Origin of the sequence: Mesorhizobium sp. M0938, assembly GCF_040319125.1 — a bacterium.
Taxonomy (GTDB): Bacteria; Pseudomonadota; Alphaproteobacteria; order Rhizobiales; family Rhizobiaceae; genus Mesorhizobium; species Mesorhizobium robiniae.
In genome coordinates this window covers 37,654-62,897 of record NZ_JAMYNS010000017.1, presented here as the reverse complement: position 1 = coordinate 62,897, position 25,244 = coordinate 37,654, and the positions used below count along the sequence as shown (strand labels likewise).

Here is a 25,244-nt window from a genome sequence, read left to right as displayed (position 1 = left end):
ACTTTCGTCGAACCTAAGCTGCCTGGAGCGGTTTTCAATTGGTCAGGCGAACGCAGGGCCGGCTCCCCTTCCCTTCCATCACCGGCCACGGCTATACTCCCAAATCCGCAACCCAATCTGGTGAATGATGCCGCCTGCAAAAAAGGAAGTCCGTCCGTCGAGCCGCGGAGGACGTATCCGCACGCCTGCTTTCGTGAAAAATCAGCGTGGCGTGAAGAACTGGAAAGAAGTCAGCGCCTGGCTGGAGTGGCGCGGCATCGAGGATATCGAATGCATCACGCCCGACCAGGCGGGTGTTGCGCGCGGCAAGATGATGCCGTCAAAGAAATTCACCTCCAACACCTCGCTGGCGCTGCCCTCGGCGGTGTTCATGACAACGATCTCCGGCGGCTATCCGGAGGACGGCAATGGCTTCCACTATCCGGAGGACGACGGCGACCTCAAGCTTATGCCGGACCTTTCGACACTGACCGTGGTGCCGTGGGAAGAGGATCCGACGGCGGCGGTCATCTGCGACCTCGTCCACCAGGACGGCCGCTCGGTCGAGTTCACGCCGCGCAACGTGCTGAAGCGCGTGCTTGCAGCTTACGACAAGCGCGGGCTGAAGCCGGTGGTGGCACCCGAGATCGAGTTCTACCTGGTGCGCAAGAATCCCGATCCGGACTATCCGCTGACGCCGCCGGTCGGGCGTTCGGGACGGGCGATCGGCGGCGGCGCCGGCTATTCCATCGCCGGCGTCAACGAGTTCGACGAACTGATCGACGACATCTACCATTTCTCCGAAAGCCAGGGCCTGGAGATCGATACGCTGATCCATGAGGAGGGCGCCGGCCAGCTTGAGATCAATCTGCGCCACGGCGATCCGATCGAACTCGCCGACCAGGTGTTCATGTTCAAGCGCACCATCCGCGAGGCGGCGCTGAAGCACGATATCTATGCCACCTTCATGGCCAAGCCGATCCAGGGGCAGCCCGGGTCGGCCATGCATATCCACCAGTCGATCATCGACAAGAAGACCGGCAAGAATGTCTTTTCGGCCGAGGACGGCTCGGAAACCGAGGCCTTCTTTCACTTCATCGGCGGCATGCAAAAACACGTGCCGAACGCGCTGGTGATGTTCGCGCCCTATGTCAATTCCTACCGCCGGCTGACCCAGTCGGCTTCGGCGCCGGTCAACAACAAATGGGGCTACGACAACCGCACCACCGCCTTTCGCGTTCCGCGCTCCGACCCGGCAGCCAGGCGCGTCGAGAACCGCATCCCCTCCTCCGACGCCAATCCCTATCTGGCGCTGGCCGCGTCGCTCGCCTGCGGGCTGATCGGCATGACCAACAAGATCAAGGCGGAACCGCCGGTTCTGACCACCGCCAACGAAGCCGAGATCGACCTGCCGCGCAGCCTGCTCGAAGCCGTCGACCTGCTCGAAGCCGACGAGGAACTCTGCGCGCTGCTCGGCAAGTCGTTTGCCGCGACCTATGCTGCCATCAAGCGGGCTGAATTCGAGACTTTCATGGAAGTGATCAGCCCGTGGGAACGGGAGTATCTGTTGCTAAATGTGTGAGTGGCGACTTCGTCGTGTGAATAGTGAATGGTGAATAGTGAATGGCCTTGATGGTAGTTGAGATAAGTGACGGCATACGAGTCATCCCACCGTTTTCCATTCACCATTCACTATTCACCATTCACCGCCGCCGAAAGGCGGCGCCATGACTTACCAATCCCCAATCTCCCCCGGCCGCTCCTGGTATGAGGACACGGCCGGCCCGCGGCCCGAGTACCAGCCGCTCGATGGCGACCGGACATGCGACGTCGTCATCGTCGGCGGCGGCTTTACCGGACTGTCGGCGGCGGTGCACCTCGCCAACGCCGGCAGCAATGTCGTGCTGATCGAAGCGCATCGTTTCGGCGACGGCGCATCGGGCCGCAATGGCGGCCAGCTCGGCACCGGCCAGCGCGCCTGGGCCGAGGAACTGGAAGCGGAGTACGGCTTTTCCCGTGCCAAGGCGCTGTTCGACCTCGCCGAAGAGGCCAAAACGCATCTCCTCGAATTCGCCGCCGTCAACAAGATCGAGATCGACTACATGCCCGGCCAGATGTCGGTGGCGCACAAGCAGCGGTACGTCGACGACTACAAGGCGCATGCCGAAATCATGGCGAACCGTTTCGGCTATCCGCACATCACCTTCATGGACGCGAAGGAGACGGCGCAGCGGTTGGGCTCGACGCGCTACTTCGGCGGCACCCGCGACACCGGAACCGGGCACATCCATCCACTGAAGCTGGTGATCGGTACGGCAAAAGTGGCGGCGCAGGCAGGCGCCCATCTATTCGAACAGACGCCGGCGACCGGCATCGCGTCACTCGGCGGCAAGGTGAAGGTCACGACGCCGAAAGGCACGATATCAGCCGAGAAATGCTTGATCGGCGTCAACGCCCATGGCGGCACGATCGAGCCGGTCAGTGCCGCGCACATCATGCCGATCGGCTCCTTCATCGGCGCGACAGTGCCGCTGGGGCCGGATTCAAACGTATTGCCGGGCGGTGAGGCGGTCCATGATTCCCGCTTCGTCGTGCGCTACTTCCGCAAATCGACGGATGGACGGCTGCTGTTTGGCGGACGCGAGATCTATGCCGTCAACGATCCGAAAGACATCCATGTCCATATCCGCCGGCAGATCGCCGAGCTTTACCCTGAGCTCGGGGACGTAGAAATCTCCCATGGCTGGGGCGGCTATGTCGGTATCACCATGCCGAGAAAACCGTTCGTGCGCGAGGTGATGCCCAATGTGATCTCGGTTGGTGGTTATTCCGGTCATGGCGTCATGCTGTCGAACTTTTTCGGCAAGCTCTATGCAGAAACCGTTGCCGGCAACCGGGACCGGCTGAGGCTGATCGAGGATCTGAAAATTCCGGCCTTTCCCGGTGGCCGACGCTTCCGCGCTCCGCTGCTCTTTCTGGCGCTCAACTGGTATGCCTTGAGGGACCGGATCTAACCACAGGTTGCATAATCCCTTGCAAGCGTGCAGAATCCCTTGCGAGGGCGCAGTGATGCCACAATCGCGGGCAACAGATGAGCGCCGTGGGACAGTTGAACTGGGAATTTTGCGGGCCTGCCCGCTTTTGGTTCTGGGACTGATCGAACGCCGGTTTTCCGATTGAACGTCGGCCCGCAAATGGAGGTTGCAAGAGTGAGAGAGCCCTTCAGTTTCGGCGCGCCGGAACGACGGCGCTTTGCGATGCAGTTTGGCTACGATATGCGGCCCAGGTTCTGGCAAAAAGTCCGGTCGAACCTGCATCTGGTAATCGCCGCGCTTGGCACAGCAGCGCTGCTTGGCGTGGCCGCAGTGGCGCTATGGCTGGCATTGCCGGCCAACGAGAGACAAGCAGTCGCGAGTCCCGAGCAGATCGTTCCGAGCGTTCCGGTAAAAACAACAAAGATCGTGCCGGCCGCTGCCTCGACTGTCGCCGCGGTGCAGAAGGCAACAGGCAAGGCGGATGCCATTTCGCCGGCGGTGGTTGCGGCGGAGGCCGAGATACCGGCGCTGGCACCCAATGATCCCCGCTGGACAGGGTCGGGAACGAAGACCGCGCCCGGCCAAGTGGCAGGCCAGGCGGAACAGACGGCAGACAAGCCGTCCACCGCGGCGGCATTCGCCGATCCTGCAGCGAAAACCAAAGCCGCAGCATTGCTTGCCAAAGTCGCGGCTCCCAGCAAGGCGGCAACAGACGGAGCGCAAACCGCCGCCATTCCGACGCCGAAGCCGCAATCGCCGGCAGCGACGCAGGGTGGTGATAGCCAGGCCAAGGTCGAAGCCAAGAAAGTGAGCGCAGCCGATATCGGACGCATCCTCAGGGCCGTCACCATGCGTACCGGACCGAAGAAGAATGCGGCCGCGATAGTCACCGTTCCCGCCAAGACCTCGGTTCAGGTGATGGGCTGCAAGCAATGGTGTCAGATCATCTACAACGGCAAACGCGGCTGGGTCTATAAGAGCTTTGTCAAGACTGGCGCGTAAGCCGCTGAAGCGATCCCTTGACGCCGCGCCGCTACGCCTCAGCTTTCTGGACTATGACCGGCCGCCAAGCAGACGCCGAAAGCGTCGCCACCGTTTGTCGTGCCTGCGTTTCCTGACATAGTCACGATGCCCTTCGAACGGCACTTCGAACAGACCGCACGTATCGCAGCCTTCCCGCTTGCCGCAGATGGGGATCCAGCATTTGACGTCGTGCTTCCAGGCCAGTGCGATCCTCTCCAGGTGAAGACGGGACGAGCTCTTGAGTAAAATGAGTTCGCCGGCCACGGCCGTCCGCTTGATGTGGTCCGAGACCTCCTTGGGCATACGCAACTCGTGAAAGCGGCCGGCGTCACGATCTTCCTGCCCGGCTCCCGAGCGATGCGCATTATCGCCGACATAGATGACCTGGGCTGCGATTTCACGCGCTGTCTTGTAGGCATAGTGGTACTTTCTGGTCGAGCCTGCATAGTCCGAAATCTGCCCCAGAACGATGCGCTTTGGCTTCGTCGTGGCCTTGGCCATCATCTCAAAGGCAAGATCGACCGAATGCCAGGGCGACTTGGCGGCGTCGACGATGAATTGCGGGCCGCCCTCGGTGACGAGCATCTCGCAGCGGTTGGCCAGTGGCCGAAATGTCGCCACCCTGGCCGCCACTTTTTCGGGAGGCACGCCAAGTTCAAGTGCTGCACTAGCCGCTGCGGCCGTTGGCAGCCAGAAATGTTCGCCCGGAAACGGTGTCTTCAATTCCAGTTCGCCGCCCCGCCAATGGATGGCCAACGTCAACCTGTGCGGATAGGCGGCATGGACGTTTGTCACGCGATAGTCGGCTTGCTCCGACATGCCGAAAGTGACGGCACGATGCGTGGTGGCGGAAGCCATTTCGACCACATGGGGATCATCCGCATTGAGGATGGCGAAGCCGCCTAGCTGCAGCGCGTCGACCAAGGCGCGCTTCTCCCGGGCGACGTTCTCCAGGGTCCTGAAAGCCTTAAAATGTTCGAGGCGAACCATGGTAACCACTGCCACATCCGGCCGTAGCAGGTCCGCCATTGGCTTTATTGAATCGATCCCGGACGCAGAGGTTTCAACCACGACATAATCGACGCCGCCTATTTGCCGACACAGCATCTTCGACAGCATCTTTAGCGAATGAAACAAAATTTGGGTACGGACGGCGCCGTGGCCCTCCAATATGTGGCCAAGCAACGCCGTCACCGTCGATTTGCCCGAACTGCCGGTTATGCCGATGAAGGTCGCATTGCTTTTTGAGCGGGCGCGTTTTGCCCGGTAGACGTCGAAGCGCTGCCGCAGGTCTTCGCGAACTTTCCGCAATCCCGCGTTCATGCCGTGCCAACCCCTATCCCATTTCAGCGTCTTATGCCTTTCGCCGGACGCTCAAGTCAAATTGCTTTCCGATATGGCTGGATGGATCAAATGCAACGTCCACCGTCGACTTCCAGCGCCACGCCAGTGATAAAAGCCGCCTCGTCCGAAGCGAGCCAGAGTGCTGCGTTGGCTATGTCGAGCGGCGTCGAAAGCCGGCCAAGCGGGATCGACGCGCGGAATTTCTCGCGGATTTCGGGCGTGTCGGCGCCCATGAATTTTTCCAGCATGCCGGTCTCGCCGGCGACAGGGCAGAGGCAGTTGACGCGGATGTTCTTCGGCGCGAGCTCCACCGCCATGGATTTGGTCGCGGTGATCGCCCACCCCTTCGACGCGTTGTACCACGTGAGGCCGGGCCGCGGCCTGATGCCGGCCGTCGAAGCCGTGGTCAGGATGACGCCGCCGCCTTGCCGATCCATGATCGGTACGACCGCCAGAGCGGCGTGGTAAATCGCCTTCATGTTGACAGCCGTGATCAGGTCGAAGGTCGTCTCGTCGACCTCGATCATATCGCCATTGCGATGGGTGTAGCCGGCATTGTTGACCATGATGTCGATGCGGCCGAATGCGCTCTTTGCCGCATGGACCATTTCGTCGAACTCGGAACGCAGCGAGACGTCGGTCTGGGTCCAGATCGCCGCCCGGCCGATCTCGTCGGCGACGCGTTCGGCGCCCTTGGCGTTGAGGTCGGCGACAACGACGCGCGCGCCCTCCTCGGCGAAGCGCTTGGCCATGCCTTCGCCGAAACCTGACGCGGCACCGGTGATGACGGCAACTTTGTTTTCCAGGCGCATGGCTTTCTCACTCATAATTGAACAGGATCGTTCGGCAACCGCCGGCGATGGCCGGCGAAAGATCAATATACTCTCGATTTCTCCTTTGGCTTTCGCCGCGATCCCGCTCTATGCTGCATCTGCGAAGGCTTTCCGGAACCACCTCACCGAGAAGCGTCCGGGTTGCGCCAGCGTCAAGGCACACTTCAGGACCAATCGTTAAAGCTCGATTGGGCTTGGGATGCGACGCCGTGGCACTGGAAAATCTAAATCGATTAGATTATATCAGCCGCGTCACAGCGACCGGCGTCAAAGCGGACAAACCATGACCAGCCAGATCATTCCCGTCGACCCTTTCGACTTCATCATTTTCGGCGGCACCGGCGATCTGTCGGAACGCAAGCTTTTGCCGTCGCTCTACCATCGCCAGCGCGATCACCAGTTTTCCGAACCGACGCGCATCATCGGCACGTCGCGCTCGAAAATGACCGACGAGGAATTCCGGGATTTCGCCAGGCAGGCGATTTCCGACCATGTGAAACCGGCCGACATCGACGCCACGGAGCTGAAGACGTTCCTTGCCCGGCTTTCCTACGTTTCGGCCGACGCAACGACCGGCGCAGGCTTCGACGAATTGAAGAAGGCAATCGGCGACAGCGACTGCATCCGCGCCTTCTACCTGGCGGTGGCGCCGGCGCTGTTCGGCGACATCTCGCACAAGTTGAAGGAACACAAGCTGATCACGCCGAATTCGCGCATCGTGCTGGAAAAGCCGATCGGGCGCGATCTCGCCTCGGCGCGCGAGCTTAACGATCTGGTCGGCGATGATTTCCATGAAAGCCAGATCTTCCGTATCGACCACTATCTCGGCAAGGAGACGGTGCAGAACCTGATGGCGCTGCGCTTTGCCAATGCGCTCTACGAGCCGCTGTGGAATTCCGCCAATGTGGACCATGTGCAGATCACCGTCGCCGAGACGGTCGGCCTCGAAGACCGCGTCACTTACTACGACAAGGCCGGCGCTCTGCGCGACATGGTGCAGAACCACATGCTGCAGCTTCTCTGCCTCGTCGCCATGGAGGCGCCGTCATCGATGGACGCCGACGCCGTTCGCGACGAGAAGCTGAAGGTGTTGCGGGCGCTGAAACGCATCAACGGCAACGAAGCGCCCAAGCACACTGTGCGCGGCCAGTACCGTGCCGGGGCCTCTGCCGGCGGGCCGGTAAAAGGCTATGTCGAGGAGCTCGGCAAGAACAGCAATACCGAGACCTTCGTTGCGCTCAAAGCCGAAATCGGCAACTGGCGCTGGGCGGGCGTGCCGTTCTACCTCAGGACGGGCAAGCGGCTGGCGACCCGTGTCTCGGAGATCGTCATCGAATTCAAGCCGATCCCCCACTCGATCTTCGGCGACAGCGCCGGGCCGATCTCCGCCAACCAGCTGGTCATCAGGCTGCAACCCGATGAAGGCGTCAAGCAGTTCATCATGATCAAGGATCCGGGGCCGGGCGGCATGCGGCTGCGCCAGATCCCGCTCGACATGAGCTTCGCGCAGTCCTTCGACGGCCGCGCGCCCGATGCCTATGAGCGACTGATCATGGACGTCATCCGTGGCAACCAGACGCTGTTCATGCGCCGCGACGAGGTCGAAGCGGCGTGGAAATGGATCGACCCGATCCAGGATGCCTGGGAAAGCGGACGGCAAGAAGCGCAGGGCTACACGGCCGGCACATGGGGCCCTTCGGCCTCGATTGCGCTGATCGAACGCGACGGGCGGACATGGCACGAGAGCAATTGAACGGCGCCCCCTACAGCTGGCATGCGTTTGCCGAACGCCAGGACCTGGCGGCAGCACTTGCCGGCCACGTCGCAGGCCGCCTGACCAATGCAATAGCTGAGCGCGGCACGGCATTGCTCGCCGTTTCCGGCGGCACGACGCCGGCGCGATTTTTTGCATCACTTTCGAGTATCCCGATCGCGTGGAACAAGGTCACGGTGACGCTGGTTGACGAGCGTTGCGTGCCGGCCTCCTCTCCGCGCTCTAACGCCGGGCTGGTCGCCGCCAATCTTTTGCAAAACGCGGCGGCAGCCGCACGTTTCGTGCCGCTCTACCAAGAGGGAGCAAGCATCGGGGAAACTTCGGAGGCCGACAGCAGGATGTTGCGGTCGCTGCCCTGGCCGCTCGATGTCGTGGTGCTTGGCATGGGAACCGATGGCCATACCGCATCGTTCTTTCCTGACGCCGACAATCTGGAAAAACTGCTCGACCCGTCTTCGACAAGCACCGTGCTCCCGGTTCACGCGACAAGCGCCGGCGAGCCTCGCCTGACGCTATCGCTGGCACGGCTCATCGAAGCCGGCTTCGTCGCACTGCACATCGAAGGCGAGGACAAGCGCAAGGCATTCGAGAGCGCGATGGCGTCAGGAACGCGAAAGCCCATTCGCGCCGTGCTCGACGCAGCCGAGCGCCCCGTAGAGGTTTTCTGGGCACCCTGATTTCAACTTGCCGAGGGTCCCGGCGGATAGCCGGACGGTGTTCGCGGGACCTCGCCTGAAAGGACCGACACCATGACCGCGAGACGCGACATCGAAACCATCACCGAGCGCATCCGCCAGCGCTCAAGACCAGGGCGCGAGGCCTATCTCGGCCGCATCGCCGAAGCCTCGAACCGCACCGCCAACCGGGCGGTGCTTTCCTGCGGTAACCTCGCCCATGGCTTTGCCGTCTGCAGCCCCTCCGAGAAGGTGGCACTTGGCGGCGGCCGAGTGCCGAACCTCGGCATCATCACCTCCTACAACGACATGCTGTCGGCGCATCAGCCTTTCGAGACGTTTCCGGCGCTGATCAAGGACGCGGCGCGCGAGGCCGGCGGCATTGCCCAGGTCGCCGGCGGCGTGCCGGCAATGTGCGACGGCGTCACGCAGGGTCAGCCCGGCATGGAGCTGTCGCTGTTCTCGCGCGACGTGATAGCCATGGCCGCGGCGATCGGCCTGTCGCACAACATGTTCGACGCGGCCGTCTATCTCGGCGTCTGCGACAAGATCGTGCCGGGGCTGGTGATCGCGGCGCTGACCTTCGGCCATCTGCCGGCAGTGTTCATCCCGGCCGGGCCGATGACGACGGGCCTGCCCAACGACGAGAAAGCCAAGGTCCGCCAGCTCTATGCCGAAGGCAAGGCAGGAAGGGCCGAATTGCTTGAGGCCGAGTCCAAATCCTATCACGGGCCGGGGACCTGCACCTTCTACGGCACGGCGAACTCCAACCAGATGCTGATGGAAATCATGGGCCTGCACACGCCGGGCACCTCGTTCGTCAATCCCGGCACGCCGCTGCGCGACGCGCTGACCCGGGAGGCGACGAAGCGGGCGCTGGCGATCACCGCGCTCGGTAACGCCTACACGCCGGTCGGCCGGATGATCGACGAGCGCTCGATCGTTAACGGCATCGTCGGCCTGCACGCCACCGGCGGATCGACCAATCACACCATCCACCTGATCGCCATGGCCGCCGCAGCCGGCATCGCCATTACCTGGCAGGATATTTCTGATCTTTCGGAAGCCGTCCCGCTGCTGGCGCGGGTCTATCCGAACGGCCTTGCCGACGTGAACCATTTCCATGCCGCAGGCGGGCTCGGCTTCCTGATCCGCGAACTGCTCGACGAAGGCATCCTGCACGAAGACGTCCAGACGGTTTGGGGCGAAGGCTTGAGGCCTTATGCGGTGGAAGCCAAGCTCGGGCCCGATGGCAGCGTGGTGCGCGAGGCGTCGCCCCGCGAAAGCGGCGACGAGAAGGTGCTGGCGCCTTTCAAGAAAGCGTTCCAGCCGACGGGCGGGTTGAAAATGCTCTCAGGCAATCTCGGCCACGCCGTCATCAAGACCTCCGCCGTGAAACCGGAGCGACGCATCATCGAGGCGCCGGCAAAGGTTTTCGACAGTCAGCAACGGCTCAACGAGGCGTTCAAGGCCGGCACATTGACCGGCGATTTCATCGCCGTCATCCGCTTCCAGGGGCCGAAAGCCAATGGCATGCCGGAGCTGCACAGACTGACCACCGTGCTCGGCGTCCTGCAGGATCGCGGCCAGCATGTGGCGCTGGTCACAGACGGGCGCATGTCGGGCGCGTCCGGCAAGGTGCCGGCGGCGATCCATGTAACGCCGGAGGCGGTGGAGGACGGGCCGATCGCTAGGATCCATGACGGTGACATCATCAGGCTCGACGCCGACGCCGGGACGCTGGAAGTGCTGGTGCCGGCCGGCGATTTCGCGTTGCGACGAGCGGCGGACAGCGATCTTATCGCCAATGAATTCGGCTTCGGCCGCGAGCTTTTCGCCGGGTTCCGGCAAATGGTTGGCCGTGCCGACCACGGCGCCAGCGCCTTCGGAAACAATGTAGCGGAATTCGTGCTGCAGTGAAAAGGGCGGCTCGTGGCCGCCTGACGCTGGCCGTTGATTGCGCTGCTCAAGTCGAAATTCCTCGTCCGATTGATTGCCGTGGTCAGAACGATCGGGCTTGGGTTGCGCATGCAATCTTGGCCTCGGCGAGAGCGGATGGACGAGACGCTGGCCGACAAGGCTAAGTGGAAACGGGGCGACGTCCAGAGGGCGTTCCAGACAGGCGGGTGGTAGAGCCGTCTATCCAGACGGCTTCGGCTTCCGGACCACGATCCGGTCGATTGACTGCTTGCGGCCGGAAATGAACTCGAGGATTCGGAACTCTCCGCTGGATCTGACGACGAATGACGGAGCAGCCCTGAGATCAGCGACCGTCACGTTCCAGCCACGTAGTTCACCGACGGAAACCGAGGCTCTGAAACTGCGGTTCTCACCGCTCCGGCTGAACCGCATGTGGACGACGTTGTCCTTCTCCGTGAGCGACGACAGCTCATAGAGGTCGAGCGGCTCCCCATCCCTATTCCGGAATGAGGTATGGACGCTCTGAGCAACGGTCTTCACCATCCCAGATTGCGACTTCGGATTATCGGTGCAGCCATGCTTTTCCCATGGCCAGCCGAGATCGTTGAAGAAAACTCGGCCGCCGTGCGGGCTCTGGTAGAAATACACGCGTTCTCCGCATACCGGGCAACGTGCATTCGGGTTGACGTAGGAGACAATCGTTTGGAACGGTTTGGCGACCGCCGAGATGGAGCCGGAACTGTATCCGGTGCACCAGCGGCCGGTCACATGGATTGGCTTCGCCCGTCCGCCGATATAGCGAAACTCGATTTCTTCCCCACACAGATTGCACGTCGGCATGCAAAATCCCCCGGGAGCCAGAATATCTGCACGGGAGGCCAATACCAAGTTTTCGTTATCTGTGGTTAGCTTGACGTCACTAGCTTGCCATCATTGCTGGCACAGTCGCAGCGACATTCTCTTCGACGCCTATTTCTATCCCGAAACGCTTCAAATGCGACCAGAGCTCTTCGACATTGAGTGCCCTCTTTTCGATCTCCTCTGGGCTAAAGTAGTTGGCACCGCCTTTTCGTTGGACAAGAGGCAGGTTCAAATCTTTCGCGTTTCGACTGGATTCCGCCCGGAGCCAACGTCTGGCAATGAGGTTCAAATCGGACGGAGTGAGTGTCGCGACTATTGAAAATGAGGCGTTTGACACAGGTTCCCGTGTCACCAACTCGTAGGTCTGTCCGAGCCGATGGGAGATTTCTGCCACGTAGACACCTGCAAGGAATTTGCCGCCTGCTTCGGCTGCCGATCTGACTGTGCGGATTTCCTCAGCACTTGGTCGGCTCCTCATAAGAAAGCGAACAGCCTCCTCCTGGATGGCAGGGTTCTGGGATTTGATGAGTGCAAGGGCCTGCTGCCGGATGTGAGAGTCGTTAGTGAAGTGATGCTGACGAAGAATGGAAAACACAGAGCGAATGACGACGGCGGCTTTTGGTTCATCCGAAATGGCAGCCGTCAGCATATCATAGAGCGTTTCTCGTGAGCCCATACGAGGAGCCAAATACCGCATAAGCTCGGCTTGCAGGAATTCATCATCGTAAGCCCGATAGAAAAGGGCTTCCGTGATTGGCAACGCAAATTCGTTGAAGCGCCCCGACGATCGCAGATTGTCAGCAGCCCATATAATTTGAGCGCTCCAACTTTGTCGTGCCACACTCGCTAGAAGGCTATTCGCTCGCTCGTCTGTGTCGAATAGGGTTCTCAATCGGATCTTGGCCGCAAATATCGAGCCGGATAGATCAGCGCTATCGAAAATCGTGGTGTCATCCCATTTGACACGAATCCCTGTTGATCCGCGGAGATCGGCTCCAGAAAAATTGAACCCGCTTAAATTTGAATCGGTCAGGTCGATATTTCGCAGATCGGCGTTCTGGAAATCTTTGGCCGGTACCAAGCCAGCGAGCTTCACCTGTTCCTGAAAAGTCGCGTCTGGGGCGACCGCCAGCGCTTCAAACCCGGACAGGGCAGCTTCCGAAAGCACATTTGAAAGAAAGGGACTATCCTTCATCGGATATCGTCGACTGAGAGAAAACCAGTTTACCCGAATATTCTTCTCTTCCGGAGTGCTCGTGAAGGCTCTTGGCGACGACGATGTTCATGAGGGCTTGCTGGTTTCGGGTAAACGGCAATGCGAAGAGTGATGCCGTTCGTTCCAGCTCAATATTTACGTGCTTTTGTTTGACCACGAGGCTGGTCACTGCGCCTTTGCGATTGGCTTCTCGAACCTCCGAGACCTCGCACAATCGATCATTGTCCAGGAACGCATCATTCAACGGACCTCCGTCCTTCGTCGTGACTTTCCATCGATCGAAGGAAAGTGCTCTGACGGGATAGAAATCTTCTGTCAGGCTTTCACTCTCGCGGCGCGTCACGGTTTCCGTATTGTGTTTGGATGAACTGCCACCTAACCCCAATTTGCCTTCTGGACCCGTGGCCGACGCTCCAACCGAAGCGTCAACGTTCCTTTTCTTGTCCGTCTCGCTGGTCGTTGAAACGATGGTTTCCTTCTGCAATTCCTTGCGCGTTTTCCCGCCAGTTTCGCCCTGCCCTTGTCGTGTTTTGGGAACCACCTTCAAACCGCTGAAATCCACGGAAATCGTGGCTTCCTGCATTTCAATGCGAATCGTCCCTATCCTATCCTCTTCGATTTCGTCCGGATTAATCCGCAACTCGACCAAGAGATCATGGTTGCCCGCACTATCGTCCTTGGGCACGAGGCTCGTCTTCAGTTCCACGAGTTGCGCGAGAGGATTCTGATCGTCAGAATTGGACTTCATTCAGCCCCCGATTCCAGACTGCCCTACCGGTCCAAAGTATCCAATCAAGAAGCGACCGCAAGATTGTTCGAAGCTGGATTTGGCTGCTTCGGGTGGAAGGCGATGCGCAGCATCTAAACCATCTTCCGATCCCCACAACGCCGGCCGCAATCCAAGGCCAAGCTCGGCAATTGTGGGGTGTATGCTTATCTGACAATCAATCGATCGTCTCGATACCTTGCGCCTTCAAGGCCGGGCGAGGTTCCCGTCGCGAGCACCGACACTGGCGTCGAATTACATCCCTACCGAACCGTTAGCTCAGCTCGCTCGCCGGCCTTGACGGTCGCCGTGGTTTCCTTCGGACTGTTGTCCAACTTCTCCGAGACGACAGCGTAGTCGCCGGCCGGTAGCGCCGCCTGGTATTTCTCGTCATAGGCGTAGCCAAGCGATTTGCGGTTGCCGTTGACGTCCTTTTTCGCCTCGAAGATCTCGATCTTCGAGGCCCCCGGCGCGGTGATCGCCAGCACGCCAGCATTGATGGTGATTTTCAGATCTTGATTCTCACCGGCCTTGACGCTGAAAGGCTGCTCGGCAACGGCAAGGTCGACCGTCGTCAGCAACACATAGTCATCGGGTGGCAGATCGAACTTGCTGTCAGGACCATAGGCATAAGCCACCTCTTCCCTCGTTCCGTCGATCTTCTTTTTTGCCTTGAACACCTTGAAGCCGATGCCCGAACCGTCGGCCTTGTCGCCGCCGGCAGTGTAGTAGGCGTTGGCAACGACATGCCCAACGCCGACGATGATATCCTTGTCGATGACCCTGCCGGCAGTGAGCGGGATGGTTTCGGTAACCTCGCCCTGCCCGATCCTGACCGTCACCTTCTGATCGCCGGCAGGCAACACGACTTTCGTGTCGCCATAATAGGTCGGGGGCGTATCGACGCCCGGATAGGCGATCACCACAGCCGCGCCATCGGCCACGTCAGCTCCCTCGCTTGGCCGCGGATGAATGATGAGCGTGCCGGCATTCAGCGTGAAGAGGGATTTGTAGACCTGGCCCGCCTCGACCACGATCTTCTGTTCGGTCCTGGCCTCACTGAGGCGTGCGACGACGATGTAGTCGCCCGGCTCCAGATTGCCTTTGTAGGCTCCGTACTCGGTGGTTAGGTAGTCGCCGCGCGTGCCGTCGGAGTTTGCCTTGTAGATCTCCCAGGAATTGCCGTCGGTGACGGGATCGCCGCCCTCCGCCAGCACCACGGTCGGCATGAAGTTGAACTCCGGCTTTTCCTCGGGAGCCGGCTGCGGCGCAGGCGCTGGTTCGGGCGCCGGTGCAGGTGCGGCGGCGATGGTTTCGACCAGTGCGTTCTGTAGCGCTTGCTCGTCGGACGCCTGGATGTATTTGCCGCCGGTGTTATCGGCGAGGCAAGCGACCTGCTTGCCCTCGTCCGCAGTCAGGCCGAAGCCGACGACGTCTATGGTGAAGTCGACGCCGGCAGCCTTCAGTTCCTTGCCGAGCGCGCACGGGTCGCCATTGCAGGTCTCAAGCCCGTCGGTGATCAGGATGACGGTGGCCTTGTCCTCGGTGTATTTCAGCGCCTCGGCCGCCTGCTTGACGGCCGCGGTCAGTGGCGTCTTGCCAAGGAATTTAAGGCTGTCGGCGGCAGCTGAAACAGCACCTGCCGAGCCGGCCTGCGGCGGCACGATGAGCTCGATATCCTCGCAGCTGCCCTTCTCGCGATGGCCATAGGCCATGAAGCCGATTTCCTTGTCGGCGGGGACCGATTGCAGCACGGTTCTGAGCGATTCGCGGGCGATTTCGAGCTTGGGCTTACCGTCGATCTGCGCCCACATGGAACCGGAAGCGTCAAGAATGAGGATGACTCGGTCGGCGGCAAGGCCAAGCGTCGTCATCCACAACAGGAGGGCCGCCGCAGCGACGCTCCGTGCAAGTCCCGCCATGAAAATCTCCTGAACCAGCCCCTCGGGTTTGCTTGAGCATCAGCGCACCCTGCTTCGCACGGAAAAGCTATTCGACGCCGGGTCAGGACACAACCCCGAACGCCGGGCGTCAGAGGGTCGGCCACAAGCTTGAGCCAACAAACTCGACTAGATCAACTCAATAGGTCGTGCGCCGCTCTTCGGAAGGCGGCCGGCCGAATTGCAGCCGGTAGCTTTGGGCAAAATAGGAGTGTGAAGTGAAGCCGGTGGCGATCGCCACGTCGAGGATCGGCATGTTGGTCTGGCGCAGCAATTCGCGCGCGCGTTCGAGCCTGAGCCGCATGTAATAGCGGCCGGGCGTCACACTGAGGTGGCGCAGGAACAGGCGCTCGACCTGACGCACCGACAGGCCTGCCGACTTGGCGAGTTGCACCGCCGACAGCGGCTCGTCGAGATGGTCGGCCATCAGTTCGACGGTGCGCCGCAGCTTCTCCGACTTGCCGGTCAGGTCGCGTTCCGGCCCGACACGCTGGCGATCTCCGGCAGAGCGGATGCGCTCGTGCTGGAACTGGTTGGCGACGCCGTTGGCGAGGCTCGAGCCTAAATCGCTGCGCACGATCTCAAGCATCAGGTCGATCGAGGTGGTGCCGCCGGCACAGGTGTAGCGCTTACGGTCGATCTCGAAAACATTGCCGGTGCAGTTGATGTCGGGAAACCGCTCGACGAAGCCGGCACGATTCTCCCAGTGGATAGTGCAGCGATAGCCTTCGAGCTGACCTGCCTCGGCGAGCAGATAGGAGCCGACCGACAGCGCACCGAGCGCGTTGCCGCGCCGGCCCCAGTTGCGCAGCGCTGCCAGCACCTTGCTCTTGCCCGGAAATTCGGTTGTCAGCCCAACCGATACGAAAAGAATATCGACCGGCGGTAGATCGGCGACAGCGTAGTCGACCTTGAGCGGCAGGCCGTTGGAGGCCATGACAGCCTCACCGTCGGCCGACACCGTCGTCCAGCCATAGAAGTCGCGGCCGAGCAGTCGGTTCGCCGAACGGAACGTGTCGATTGCGGCGGCCAGCGAGAACATGGAGAACTTGTCCACCAGCAGGAACCCGAACTGCCGGCCGCCTTGAACGGGATCGTTCGTGACCGGCCGCTCTGAGGGAACAGTGAGGTTCGGCAAAGCTGAGGCTTTCCAGGTTCAGAAAGACGGCCGTTTCAATCCGGCCGCGAGATAGGCGGAAGCTAGCGTGTTGGCCATCAGCATGGCAATGGTCATCGGTCCGACGCCGCCAGGCACGGGTGTGATGGCGCCGGCCATCTTCGCCGCTTCCGCATAGGCGACGTCACCGACGAGGCGGGTCTTGCCTTCGCCCTTTTCGGGCGCCGCGATGCGGTTGATGCCGACGTCGATGACGGTGGCGCCTGATTTGACCCAGTCACCCCTGACCATCTCAGGTCTCCCGACAGCGGCAACGAGAATGTCGGCGGTGCGCGCCAGTGCGGCCAAGTCCTTGGTGCGGCTATGCGCGATGGTGACGGTGCAGTTGGCGGCAAGCAGAAGATTGGCCATCGGTTTGCCAACGATGTTGGAGCGGCCGACGACCACCGCATTGAGGCCGGAAAGATCCTTGCCGCGCACACGCTCGATCAGCAGCATCGAGCCGGCCGGCGTACAAGGCACGAAGGCTGTCGCCAATTCGCCGGTGCCGAGCTTGCCGACATTGATGAAGTGGAAGCCGTCGACATCCTTTTGCGGCGCGATCGTCTGGATGATCTTGCCCGCATCGATATGGCCAGGCAGCGGAAGCTGCACCAAGATGCCGTTGACGGCCGGATCGGCGTTGAGTTCGCCGATGATATCAAGCAGTTCCTGTTCGGAAGTCTCGGCCGACAGCGTGTGTTGGACCGAATGGAAGCCGCATTCCTTGGCGGTGCGGGATTTGGAGGCGACGTAAACCTGGCTCGCCGGATCCTCACCGACGATGACCACGGCGAGACCGGGCTTCCGCGCGCCCTTTTCAATCAGCTCGACGGTCAAAGCCTTGACCCGCCGCACCACGTCTTCGGCGACGCTTTTTCCGTCAATCAACTCGGCCATAATCACCCTCAACACCGTTCCGTCTATAGCGCATCGCGTCTGATTGATACGGCGCGCGTTAGACCTTTGTTTTACACATGTCGCCGGCCCAACCGCTGCCCACCCCCGGTCAGGCGCGAGTGGTGGCTGCTGGGTGCCATCAAGCGCGGCATTTTCACGAAAATTCGACCTGGCAATCCCGTCAAAGCGCCGTCTTATGCCGTTAACTCGAAACCAACGGCTTTTATTCTGTTCGGCGCTCAGAAATAGCGGCGCGATCGGCTTTCGGTGAGTTCGCGAACCGCTTCGCGGAATTCGCGAAGGCTGGCGCGGATTTCCTCGATGGAGGGTTGCTGTCCAGCAGCTTCCGACACCTGATTTGCCTTGTCCCACGAGGCTTCAGGATAGACCGACTGCTTGTGCGAAGGCCCCTGTAGGGAGTGAGGCGTCGCGGCCGGCGGATAGGGATAGCCGGCCGGCTGCATCTGCCAGGGCTGCGCCTGTGGATAGGTCATCGGCGGCTGGGCATCGGGATAGGTGTGCATTTGTGAAGCCGGGTAGGTCGTCTCCTGCGGACCATAGGCGCTTTGCTGAACCTGCGGCTTGTAGCCGGCAGGCGCCGGCCGAGAAGACGCCGGTTGCGGGTGGGCGGAAGGGACCGGTCCCCCCTTCGCGTTTTTGGCCACCGCCGGTGAACCATTTGACCGCGTACTGGCAGGTTCTTCCCGGTGCGTCTTGCGCGGCACGATCTTGCTTAGCGCCGACAGCAGTGCACTGATTGAGCCAGTACGCTTGGTGACTTCGGCTGGCGGCACGGGCGGCGGCGACGGCTGGTATGGCTTGTCTTCGATGGGTGTCCGGCGCTCGTCCATCCTGCCGCGCGACCGCCAATTGGCGGTTTCATGCAGGCTCGCATAGGCGCCGCGCATCGCCCCGAGGCCGACACCGGAGGCCAATCCCGCCAGCAGACCGGCGAGCGTTATCACGGCGCGCGACGGTCCGTTCGGCTCGAGCGGGGCGAAGGCCTTGGAGATCACATTGATGTTGGCGGTGTTGATGTCCTTCTGCTCGCCGGTTTCCTTGGCGCGCAGGAGATATTGTTCATAGACGGAGCGTTTGGCGGTGGCCTCGCGCTCCAACTCGCGCAAGGTGACCAGATCGCTGTTGACGTCGCCGCTGCGGACCTTCAACTGCGCCAGTCGGGAGGCCAGATCCTGTTCGAGCTGCACGGCGCGTTTCAGGTCGACCTGCAGCGACGAGGCGATGCGGCGCAGTTCCCCGGCAATACGCTCGCGCGAGCCGGCAAGCTGGGCATTGAGCGCCTGGAGCTCGGGATGGCGCGGCCCGAACCGGATTGCGGCGCGGTCGGCCTCCTGCTTGAGGGTCGCGTATTGCGAGCGCAATTCGCTCATGGTGTTGGAGTTGATCTCCTCCGGCAAGGTTCCGCTCAGAACCGAATTCACGTCGATCGAGCGCGCCGACGCCGCGCGGGCGTTGAGTTCCAGCGTGCGCGCGCGGGCGATGGCAAGCTGCTGATTGAGCTTGAGCATCTCGTCGTCGCTGATCAGATGGCCCTGCGCGTCGACGAGATCATGTGTCGCCCTGAAATCCTCGACCTTGCGCTCGGCGACCTCTACGCCTTTGCGCAGCTCGTCTAGCCTACCGGTCAGTTCGTCGCTCGCGCGGCCGGCGGTGTTGGACTGGATCTGCCCGAAGGTCTGCAAGAAAACGTCCGTCATCGTGTTGGCGATGAGAGCCGACTTCTCGCCATTTTGCGTGGTGGCACTGATGGAGATGACGAAGGTCTTGCCGCCGCGCTCGACCGAAAGGCTTTCGGCCAGATTGCCGACGGCCAGCGCACGGCGACGGCCCTCATCGGCGCCCAACTCGTCATTGCGCGACAGGATCGATCGGATAAGCGTCATGACGTCGAGGCCGGACTCTTGTCCGTTGAACTCCGGATCGTTGACGAGGTTGAGCTTATCCACGACCTTGTTGAGAACCGTGCCGGAGGTGAGCACGCGAACCTGGTTTTCGACGATGGCCAGCGTGGCATCGGAAGCGACCGCCGATTGGGTGAGATCGCGGTCGGTGAGCTTCAGATCGCGCGGGTCTACGATCAGTTCTGCCGTGGCTTCGTATTTCTTCGGCATCGAAAGCGCGATCGCGACACCAAGTCCGGTGCCCAGTATCGTCATGGCGACGATCAGCAGCTTCGAGCGGGCAATGCCGCGGACGACCTGCATAGGGTCGATCAACGGCTTCCAGTCCTGTCCACTGTCATTCTCGCGGGAAGACCGCTGCTCGTCAGCGGCATATCGGGACTCGAACGTGGAGTATCGAGGCTCGAATTCGGAATATCGAGGTTCGAATGCGGCATGTCGAGGTTCGTCGCTGGCGTATGGAGGATCGAACCCGGCGCGCCGAGGCTCGGACGCCTGATGTCGAGGATCGGCATCGAAACGGTAGTCCTCGGAAATGCCGGCGGCGACTGGCTCCTCCTGCGACCCGACGTCCGCATAGTTCGCTTCAACGGCCTCGTCCATCTCTGGTGGTGTGCGGGCGGCCGACGCGGATGGATAATTGGCTCGAGGCTGGTTTATTTCATCGTTTGCGGAGAACCCTGGGGCTGGTGAGCGTTCCGGAGCCGCCGCGATTGCCGGATCTTCTCGCGCCTCACGGCGTGAGCGCGCGAGACGATGGCGCGTGGCGGCATCCTCGCGCCATGACGGGTTCGCCCGATCCCCGATCGAAACCAGTGATGGTTCAGCGTCTTCTTCTTCGCCGCGCATCGCCTGGCCAAGCGCCAGCAAGGACCGCTCGCGCTTCCAATCTTCACGGTTTTGCCTGTCGACCATTGTCGTGGAGCTTGCCCTTGGCGGCTTGGACGCGCGGTCAGCCATTCGTTAAGCCACGCTAAACAAGCATAGGAAACAAAAGGTTAATTTCTCTGCCTTGAAGGCGAGGTTTCCCTCGTCGGCTGTGTCCTTCTTGAAAGCAGCAAAAGCGTTCCAGAACGGCGCGTTAAACTTTCCAACCTATGCTGTCTCCGACACATGACCCAGGCTGGCAACATCCCGCAAAGGCGGCCCCTCGCCCGGATCGGCGCTTTCGTGGCCGAACGACGGAGCCTGGTTCGCGACTATCTCTCAGCGATCAGCGGCGCGGGCGGGCGGCTGGTGTTTTCACTCACTTATTTCATCGCGCTGGCCAACACGCTGTCCATCGCTGAGTTCGGCATGTTCGCCACCGCCTCGGCAGCCGGCGTGATGCTGTCGCGCATCCTGGCCCTCGGCTTCATCTCGGCGCTTTACCGAACCGCCACCATCCGCCCCAATCTGATCGGCACCTTCACCGCCGGTTTCCTGCTGCTCGGCGTGATATCGCTGCCGTTGCTGGTTGCCGCCTCCTACGGCGTCTACCTGGCCTTCTTTGCCAGCACCGTGCCACTATCGGTCTTTGCGGCGGTCGTCTTTGCCGAGGCGCTGTTGTGGCGGCCGGTCGAGGTCGCACTGATCGTCAACAACGGTCTCGGCAAATTCGGCCGCGCCGCCCTGCTGACGATCCTGGCGACGGCCTTGCGGGCGCTCGGCGCCGTGCTGTTCATGTTCGCGGCGCAGCCGACCGTAGGGGTCTGGTCGTGGTATTATATCGGCGCCAACGCCGCCTCGCTGCTCATCGCCTTTGGATTTTTCTATCCGCGCCAGAGGCTGCGGCTGCGGCTGGAACTCTATCTCAGGCGGCTCGCCGATTCCATCTACGTGGCCGGCGCGGAGGTGCTGTTCTACCTGCAGATGGAATTCGACAAACTGCTGGTGCTGGCGATCGGCGGGCCGCACCTCGCCGGCATCTATGCGATCATCATGCGGCTGGTCGACCTGACTGGGATCCCGATCCGCACCTTCTCGATGATGCTGGTGCAGCGCATGATGCGCGCGCCGGAGCTGCTGTCGCGCCTTTCGGTCAAGAGCGGCATCGAAGGCGGCGTGTTCCTGGTCTCGACGCTGGCGCTGGCGGTGCTCGGCATCGTGCTGCATTTCTTCCCTAACGCACTGGGCAAGAATGTTGCCGAGGCCGCCCCTCTGGTATCGCTGGCAATCTGCGTGCCGGGCCTGCGCAATCTGGTTGAATACCAGGCCGAGCTTCTGTTCGCGCGCGGCCAGACGCTGGTGCGGGCGATCAACCTGGCCCTGCTTGCCGGGCTGAAAGCGGTCCTGCTGACCTATGCGCTGACCACCATCCTAGACACGCCCAATCTGGTGCTGTCGCTCAACGTCGTCTTCCTGTTGCTCTATCTCGCCTCGACGCTGCTCACCTATTCGGCGATGCGCAAACCGGCCAAGCCGGTCTAAGCGGCAAAAATTGGAGTGGATATAAGGCCGTTGCCGCCTTCCAAAATGCGGCGCACGACCAGCTTTGTGGATTGCTGCCAATCGGGCGCTGCCCACCCAAATACGGACGCAAATTTTGCCGTCGACAGACGTGAGTTGGCCGGGCGCCGTGCCTTGGTCGGATAAGCACTGCTGGCTAGATCCTTCACCGCAGCATAGGGGCCACCAAGCGCTCGGCTCGTGCTTAGGACATGGCGGGCAAAGCCGCTCCAGCTGGTCTCGCCGGTTCCTGCCAAATGATAGACACCGAAAGCGTCAAAGTTCTTGTCGCCATGCAGTGCCGCCGCGACCTGCAGGATCGCGTTGGCGATATCAAGCGCAGAGGTGGGATTTCCCCACTGGTCGGCCACCACCGCGATCTCGTCGCGGTCCTCCGCCAGCCTCAGCATGGTCTTGACGAAATTCTTGCCAAACGGGCTGTAGACCCATGCGGTACGCAGGATGAGGTGGCGCGGATTGGCCATGGCGACCGCGCGCTCGCCAGCGAGTTTCGAGGCACCGTAGACGCTGCGCGGAGCGGGCTCGTCCTCTTCCGCATAAGCCCCCTCACCGCTCCCGTCGAACACATAATCGGTCGACAGATGGATCACCGGTGCACCGATCTGTGCTGCGGCCGCGGCGACATGACCCGCGCCAGTGCCGTTGACGGCGAAGGCAACATCCGGCTCGTCCTCGGCCTGATCGACGGCGGTGTAAGCGGCGGCGGAAACGACCAGATCGGGCCGAGCCGCAGTGAGCGCCGTTGCGATCGACTCCGGCCTCGTCAGGTCGAACTCAGGCCTGCCGAGCGCGACGACATCGAGGTTTGGGTGGGTCTGCGCGCGCTCCACGAGGCTGCTGACGACCTGGCCCTCGCGTCCGGTGACGACAAGCCTCACGCGGCGCCCTTGCGTGCTTCGCCCAGGCGCTCGCCGGCGTAGCGCTCGCGACGGATCGGACCCCACCACCACTCGTTTTGAAGATACCAGTCGACCGTCCTTGCGATGCCGCTGTCGAATGTCTCGCGCGGTGTCCAGCCGAGATCGCGCTCGATCTTCGAAGCGTCGATTGCATAGCGCCGGTCATGGCCCGGGCGGTCGGCGACGAAGATTATGAGATCGCGATAGCGCCGGCCGGCGGGACGTGGCCGCCTATTGTCGAGGATGTCGCAGATCGCCTCGACCACAGCCAAATTGGTGCGTTCCGAGCCGCCGCCGACATTGTAGCTCTCGCCGACCGCGCCCTGGGTCGCGACCATGGCCAACGCGCGTGCATGGTCCTCGACGAAAAGCCAGTCACGCACATTGGCGCCGGCGCCGTAGACCGGCAACGGTTTTTCGTCGAGCGCGTTCAAAATGACGAGCGGGATCAGCTTCTCGGGAAAATGGAAGGGACCGTAATTGTTCGAACAGTTCGACAGGACGACCGGCAGTCCGTAAGTGTCGTGCCATGCGCGCACCAAATGGTCGGATGCCGCCTTCGACGCCGAATAGGGCGAAGACGGCGCATAGGGCGTCTGTTCGGTGAAGACACCGCTGTCGAAGGGCAGATCGCCGAACACCTCATCGGTCGAAACATGATGAAAACGAAACCGGCCTTTTTTCTCGTCGGGAAGTCTGCGCCAATATTCGAGCGCTGAATTGAGCATTCGGTAGGTTCCGACTATGTTGGTCTCGATGAATGCCCCCGGCCCGTCGATAGACCGGTCGACGTGGCTTTCGGCGGCAAGATGCATGACAATGTCGATTTCGTCGCGATGCAACACCTCCAGAATCGCCCTATCGTCACAGATATCGGCGTGCTCAAATCTGTAATTGTGGGCATTCTCGATGGGGCGCAACGAGGCAAGGTTCCCTGCATAGGTGAGCTTGTCGAGGTTGGTCACCCGATAGGCCGGATTGCTGCACAAATGCCGGCACACCGCCGAGCCAATGAAGCCGGCACCTCCAGTCACCAGAAAATTCATGCTGCTCCCCTTATGATAGTACCCCTCACGCAAACACTTCTGCGGCGGCGAGCATTGTCGCCTTGAGGTCTTTGTCCGAAAGCTGGAACCCGCCAGCCGTAGATGGCCATTCGATGCCAATGTCGGGATCGTCGAAACGGATCGATCGGTCATGCTCTGGCGAATAAGTGTCGGTGACCTTATACAGCACCTCAGTGTCGGGCACGAGCGTGACGAAACCGTGTGCAAAGCCCTTCGGTACCAAAATTTGATTGCCCTTTTCGGCGGAGATCTCAAGGGCGACGTAGTTTCCGAATGTTTTCGAGCCGCGGCGAATATCGACCGCCACGTCAAAAATCCTACCTCGGACCACGCGCAGCAGCTTGTCCTGCGCGCGTGGGGAAAGTTGATAGTGAAGCCCCCTCAACACACCCGCGGCAGCGGAATACGAATGGTTGTCCTGCACGAAACGCAAGTCGATACCGGCGTCTGAAAACCGCTCGGCGTTGTAGGTTTCTATAAAAAAGCCGCGCGCGTCACCAAATCGCTTCGGGACGATTTCCAGCACGCCGTCGAGGCCGAGCGGCCTGATCTCCAACACCTAGTTCTCCGTCAACTCGATGACGCGCTTGCGCAAATAGGCGGCATATTCATTTTTTCCCAAGCGGGTGGCGCGCTGCAGAACCTTGTCCGCCGTCAGCCAGCCCTGCTCGAATGCTATTTCCTCCGGACAGGCAACCTTGATGCCTTGACGGTGCTCGATCGTGCGCACGAAGGACGAGGCTTCATGCAGGCTATCGTGGGTGCCGGTGTCGAGCCAGGCGTAGCCGCGGCCCAGCTGATGAACCTGCAACTGCCCGCGTTCGAGATAGACGTTGTTGACCGCAGTGATCTCGAGCTCGCCTCGCTCCGAGGGTTGGATTGTCGGGGCGATGTTTACGACATCATTGTCGTAGAAATAGAGACCGGTGATGGCCCAATTCGACTTCGGCACTTGCGGCTTCTCCTCGATCGTCAAAGCAGTGCCACTGACCTTGTCGAAGGATACCACGCCATAGCGCTGCGGATCCTCGACATGGTAGGCGAACACCGATGCACCGCTTTTGCGCGAAGCTGCCGTGCGACAGAGCTGCGACAGCCCTTCGCCGAAATAGATGTTATCACCCAGGATCATCGACACGCTGTCATTGCCAATGAAGTCGCGGCCGATGATGAAAGCCTCCGCGAGACCGTTGGGATGCGGTTGCACCGCATAAGACAGGTCGAGCCCGAATGCCGAGCCGTCGCCGAGCAAATCCTGAAAAACCGGCAGGTCGCGCGGGGTTGAGATGACCAGAATCTCGCGAATTCCCGCTAGCATCAGGACGCTCAGCGGATAATAGATCATCGGCTTGTCGTATATTGGCAGGATCTGCTTGGAGACCGCCAGTGTCAGAGGATAGAGCCGGGTTCCGCTGCCCCCAGCCAGGATAATGCCCTTCAACAAGCTCTCCTAAAAATGTCGTCGCTCCCAGCCGGCGCAATTTTCT

Annotated in this window: 20 protein-coding genes; 7 read left to right on the top strand and 13 right to left on the bottom strand. The window is 61.2% G+C overall.

Annotation, left to right across the window (positions count from 1 at the left end):
- The first annotated feature begins 124 nt into the window (after positions 1-124).
- The 3 genes from NKH73_RS25560 (at position 125) to NKH73_RS25550 (ending at position 4,016) form a co-directional block, all read left to right on the top strand.
- Positions 125-1,561, top strand: coding sequence for a glutamine synthetase family protein (locus NKH73_RS25560; protein ID WP_352937114.1), 1,437 nt, complete (start codon positions 125-127; stop codon positions 1,559-1,561).
- Between the two features lie 145 nt (positions 1,562-1,706).
- Positions 1,707-2,993: an NAD(P)/FAD-dependent oxidoreductase gene (locus NKH73_RS25555; protein ID WP_352937113.1), complete on the top strand. Its 1,287-nt coding sequence runs from the start codon at positions 1,707-1,709 to the stop codon at positions 2,991-2,993.
- 195 nt (positions 2,994-3,188) lie between these two features.
- The gene (locus NKH73_RS25550; RefSeq protein ID WP_352937112.1) at positions 3,189-4,016 is read left to right on the top strand and encodes an SH3 domain-containing protein; all 828 of its coding nucleotides are present in this window, start codon (positions 3,189-3,191) and stop codon (positions 4,014-4,016) included.
- A 51-nt stretch (positions 4,017-4,067) separates the two neighbouring features.
- On the opposite strand, the gene NKH73_RS25545 is transcribed toward NKH73_RS25550, so the two are convergent.
- Both NKH73_RS25545 and NKH73_RS25540 read right to left on the bottom strand, forming a co-directional pair.
- Complete coding sequence (locus NKH73_RS25545; protein WP_352937111.1) at positions 4,068-5,360, bottom strand: Mur ligase family protein; 1,293 nt, start codon at positions 5,358-5,360, stop codon at positions 4,068-4,070.
- An 86-nt stretch (positions 5,361-5,446) separates the two neighbouring features.
- A complete protein-coding gene (locus tag NKH73_RS25540; protein WP_352937110.1) occupies positions 5,447-6,193 on the bottom strand; it encodes an SDR family oxidoreductase in 747 nt (248 codons plus the stop codon).
- Between the two features lie 304 nt (positions 6,194-6,497).
- Here NKH73_RS25540 and zwf point away from each other — a divergent pair, with 304 nt between their 5' ends.
- From zwf to edd, 3 genes are all read left to right on the top strand, one after another.
- Positions 6,498-7,967, top strand: coding sequence for a glucose-6-phosphate dehydrogenase (zwf, locus tag NKH73_RS25535; protein ID WP_352937109.1), 1,470 nt, complete (start codon positions 6,498-6,500; stop codon positions 7,965-7,967).
- Positions 7,949-8,665, top strand: coding sequence for a 6-phosphogluconolactonase (gene pgl, locus NKH73_RS25530; protein ID WP_352937108.1), 717 nt, complete (start codon positions 7,949-7,951; stop codon positions 8,663-8,665). Before zwf ends, pgl begins: the two co-directional genes overlap by 19 nt.
- A 72-nt stretch (positions 8,666-8,737) precedes the next feature.
- The gene (edd, locus tag NKH73_RS25525; RefSeq protein WP_352937107.1) at positions 8,738-10,582 is read left to right on the top strand and encodes a phosphogluconate dehydratase; all 1,845 of its coding nucleotides are present in this window, start codon (positions 8,738-8,740) and stop codon (positions 10,580-10,582) included.
- Between the two features lie 219 nt (positions 10,583-10,801).
- Here edd and NKH73_RS25520 read toward each other — a convergent pair whose 3' ends face one another.
- From NKH73_RS25520 to NKH73_RS25490, 7 genes are all read right to left on the bottom strand, one after another.
- A complete protein-coding gene (locus tag NKH73_RS25520; RefSeq protein ID WP_352937106.1) occupies positions 10,802-11,464 on the bottom strand; it encodes a hypothetical protein in 663 nt (220 codons plus the stop codon).
- Between the two features lie 37 nt (positions 11,465-11,501).
- Positions 11,502-12,638, bottom strand: a complete 1,137-nt coding sequence (locus NKH73_RS25515; protein ID WP_352937105.1) for a pentapeptide repeat-containing protein — start codon at positions 12,636-12,638, stop codon at positions 11,502-11,504.
- A complete protein-coding gene (locus NKH73_RS25510) occupies positions 12,628-13,407 on the bottom strand; it encodes a hypothetical protein (protein ID WP_352937104.1) in 780 nt (259 codons plus the stop codon). Before NKH73_RS25510 ends, NKH73_RS25515 begins: the two co-directional genes overlap by 11 nt.
- A 281-nt stretch (positions 13,408-13,688) precedes the next feature.
- On the bottom strand, positions 13,689-15,347 hold the full coding sequence (locus NKH73_RS25505) for a vWA domain-containing protein (protein ID WP_352937103.1): 1,659 nt from the start codon (positions 15,345-15,347) through the stop codon (positions 13,689-13,691).
- Positions 15,348-15,504: 157 nt separating this feature from the next.
- Entirely contained in the window at positions 15,505-16,503 is a 999-nt protein-coding gene (locus NKH73_RS25500) for a GlxA family transcriptional regulator (protein WP_352937102.1), read from the bottom strand.
- A gap of 18 nt (positions 16,504-16,521) precedes the next feature.
- Positions 16,522-17,421, bottom strand: a complete 900-nt coding sequence (gene folD, locus NKH73_RS25495) for a bifunctional methylenetetrahydrofolate dehydrogenase/methenyltetrahydrofolate cyclohydrolase FolD (protein ID WP_352937101.1) — start codon at positions 17,419-17,421, stop codon at positions 16,522-16,524.
- Positions 17,422-17,660: 239 nt separating this feature from the next.
- On the bottom strand, positions 17,661-20,258 hold the full coding sequence (locus NKH73_RS25490; RefSeq protein WP_352937225.1) for a GumC family protein: 2,598 nt from the start codon (positions 20,256-20,258) through the stop codon (positions 17,661-17,663).
- A 198-nt stretch (positions 20,259-20,456) separates the two neighbouring features.
- Between NKH73_RS25490 and NKH73_RS25485 the strand changes: the two genes are divergently transcribed.
- Entirely contained in the window at positions 20,457-21,752 is a 1,296-nt protein-coding gene (locus tag NKH73_RS25485) for a lipopolysaccharide biosynthesis protein (RefSeq protein WP_352937100.1), read from the top strand.
- On the opposite strand, the gene rfbD is transcribed toward NKH73_RS25485, so the two are convergent.
- Genes rfbD through rfbA form a run of 4 tightly spaced genes read right to left on the bottom strand, consistent with a single transcriptional unit; the run spans position 21,749 to position 25,198 of the window.
- A complete protein-coding gene (rfbD, locus tag NKH73_RS25480; RefSeq protein ID WP_352937099.1) occupies positions 21,749-22,669 on the bottom strand; it encodes a dTDP-4-dehydrorhamnose reductase in 921 nt (306 codons plus the stop codon). The genes NKH73_RS25485 and rfbD overlap by 4 nt on opposite strands.
- Positions 22,666-23,736: a dTDP-glucose 4,6-dehydratase gene (gene rfbB / locus NKH73_RS25475; RefSeq protein ID WP_352937098.1), complete on the bottom strand. Its 1,071-nt coding sequence runs from the start codon at positions 23,734-23,736 to the stop codon at positions 22,666-22,668. The genes rfbD and rfbB overlap by 4 nt, the downstream gene beginning before the upstream one ends.
- Positions 23,737-23,761: 25 nt before the next feature.
- Complete coding sequence (rfbC, locus tag NKH73_RS25470; RefSeq protein WP_352937097.1) at positions 23,762-24,316, bottom strand: dTDP-4-dehydrorhamnose 3,5-epimerase; 555 nt, start codon at positions 24,314-24,316, stop codon at positions 23,762-23,764.
- Positions 24,317-25,198, bottom strand: a complete 882-nt coding sequence (gene rfbA, locus NKH73_RS25465) for a glucose-1-phosphate thymidylyltransferase RfbA (protein WP_352937096.1) — start codon at positions 25,196-25,198, stop codon at positions 24,317-24,319.
- Positions 25,199-25,244: the final 46 nt, after the last annotated feature.

Coding starts and splice junctions, on each gene's coding strand:
- rfbB (WP_352937098.1), bottom strand. CDS start 23,736: ATGAATTTTCTGGTGACTGGAGGTGCCGGCTTCATTGGCTCGGCGGTG.
- zwf (WP_352937109.1), top strand. CDS start 6,498: ATGACCAGCCAGATCATTCCCGTCGACCCTTTCGACTTCATCATTTTC.
- NKH73_RS25515 (WP_352937105.1), bottom strand. CDS start 12,638: ATGAAGGATAGTCCCTTTCTTTCAAATGTGCTTTCGGAAGCTGCCCTG.
- NKH73_RS25505 (WP_352937103.1), bottom strand. CDS start 15,347: ATGGCGGGACTTGCACGGAGCGTCGCTGCGGCGGCCCTCCTGTTGTGG.
- NKH73_RS25540 (WP_352937110.1), bottom strand. CDS start 6,193: ATGCGCCTGGAAAACAAAGTTGCCGTCATCACCGGTGCCGCGTCAGGT.
- NKH73_RS25490 (WP_352937225.1), bottom strand. CDS start 20,258: ATGGTCGACAGGCAAAACCGTGAAGATTGGAAGCGCGAGCGGTCCTTG.
- edd (WP_352937107.1), top strand. CDS start 8,738: ATGACCGCGAGACGCGACATCGAAACCATCACCGAGCGCATCCGCCAG.
- NKH73_RS25485 (WP_352937100.1), top strand. CDS start 20,457: ATGACCCAGGCTGGCAACATCCCGCAAAGGCGGCCCCTCGCCCGGATC.
- NKH73_RS25560 (WP_352937114.1), top strand. CDS start 125: ATGATGCCGCCTGCAAAAAAGGAAGTCCGTCCGTCGAGCCGCGGAGGA.
- pgl (WP_352937108.1), top strand. CDS start 7,949: ATGGCACGAGAGCAATTGAACGGCGCCCCCTACAGCTGGCATGCGTTT.
- NKH73_RS25545 (WP_352937111.1), bottom strand. CDS start 5,360: ATGAACGCGGGATTGCGGAAAGTTCGCGAAGACCTGCGGCAGCGCTTC.
- NKH73_RS25510 (WP_352937104.1), bottom strand. CDS start 13,407: ATGAAGTCCAATTCTGACGATCAGAATCCTCTCGCGCAACTCGTGGAA.
- folD (WP_352937101.1), bottom strand. CDS start 17,421: ATGGCCGAGTTGATTGACGGAAAAAGCGTCGCCGAAGACGTGGTGCGG.
- NKH73_RS25555 (WP_352937113.1), top strand. CDS start 1,707: ATGACTTACCAATCCCCAATCTCCCCCGGCCGCTCCTGGTATGAGGAC.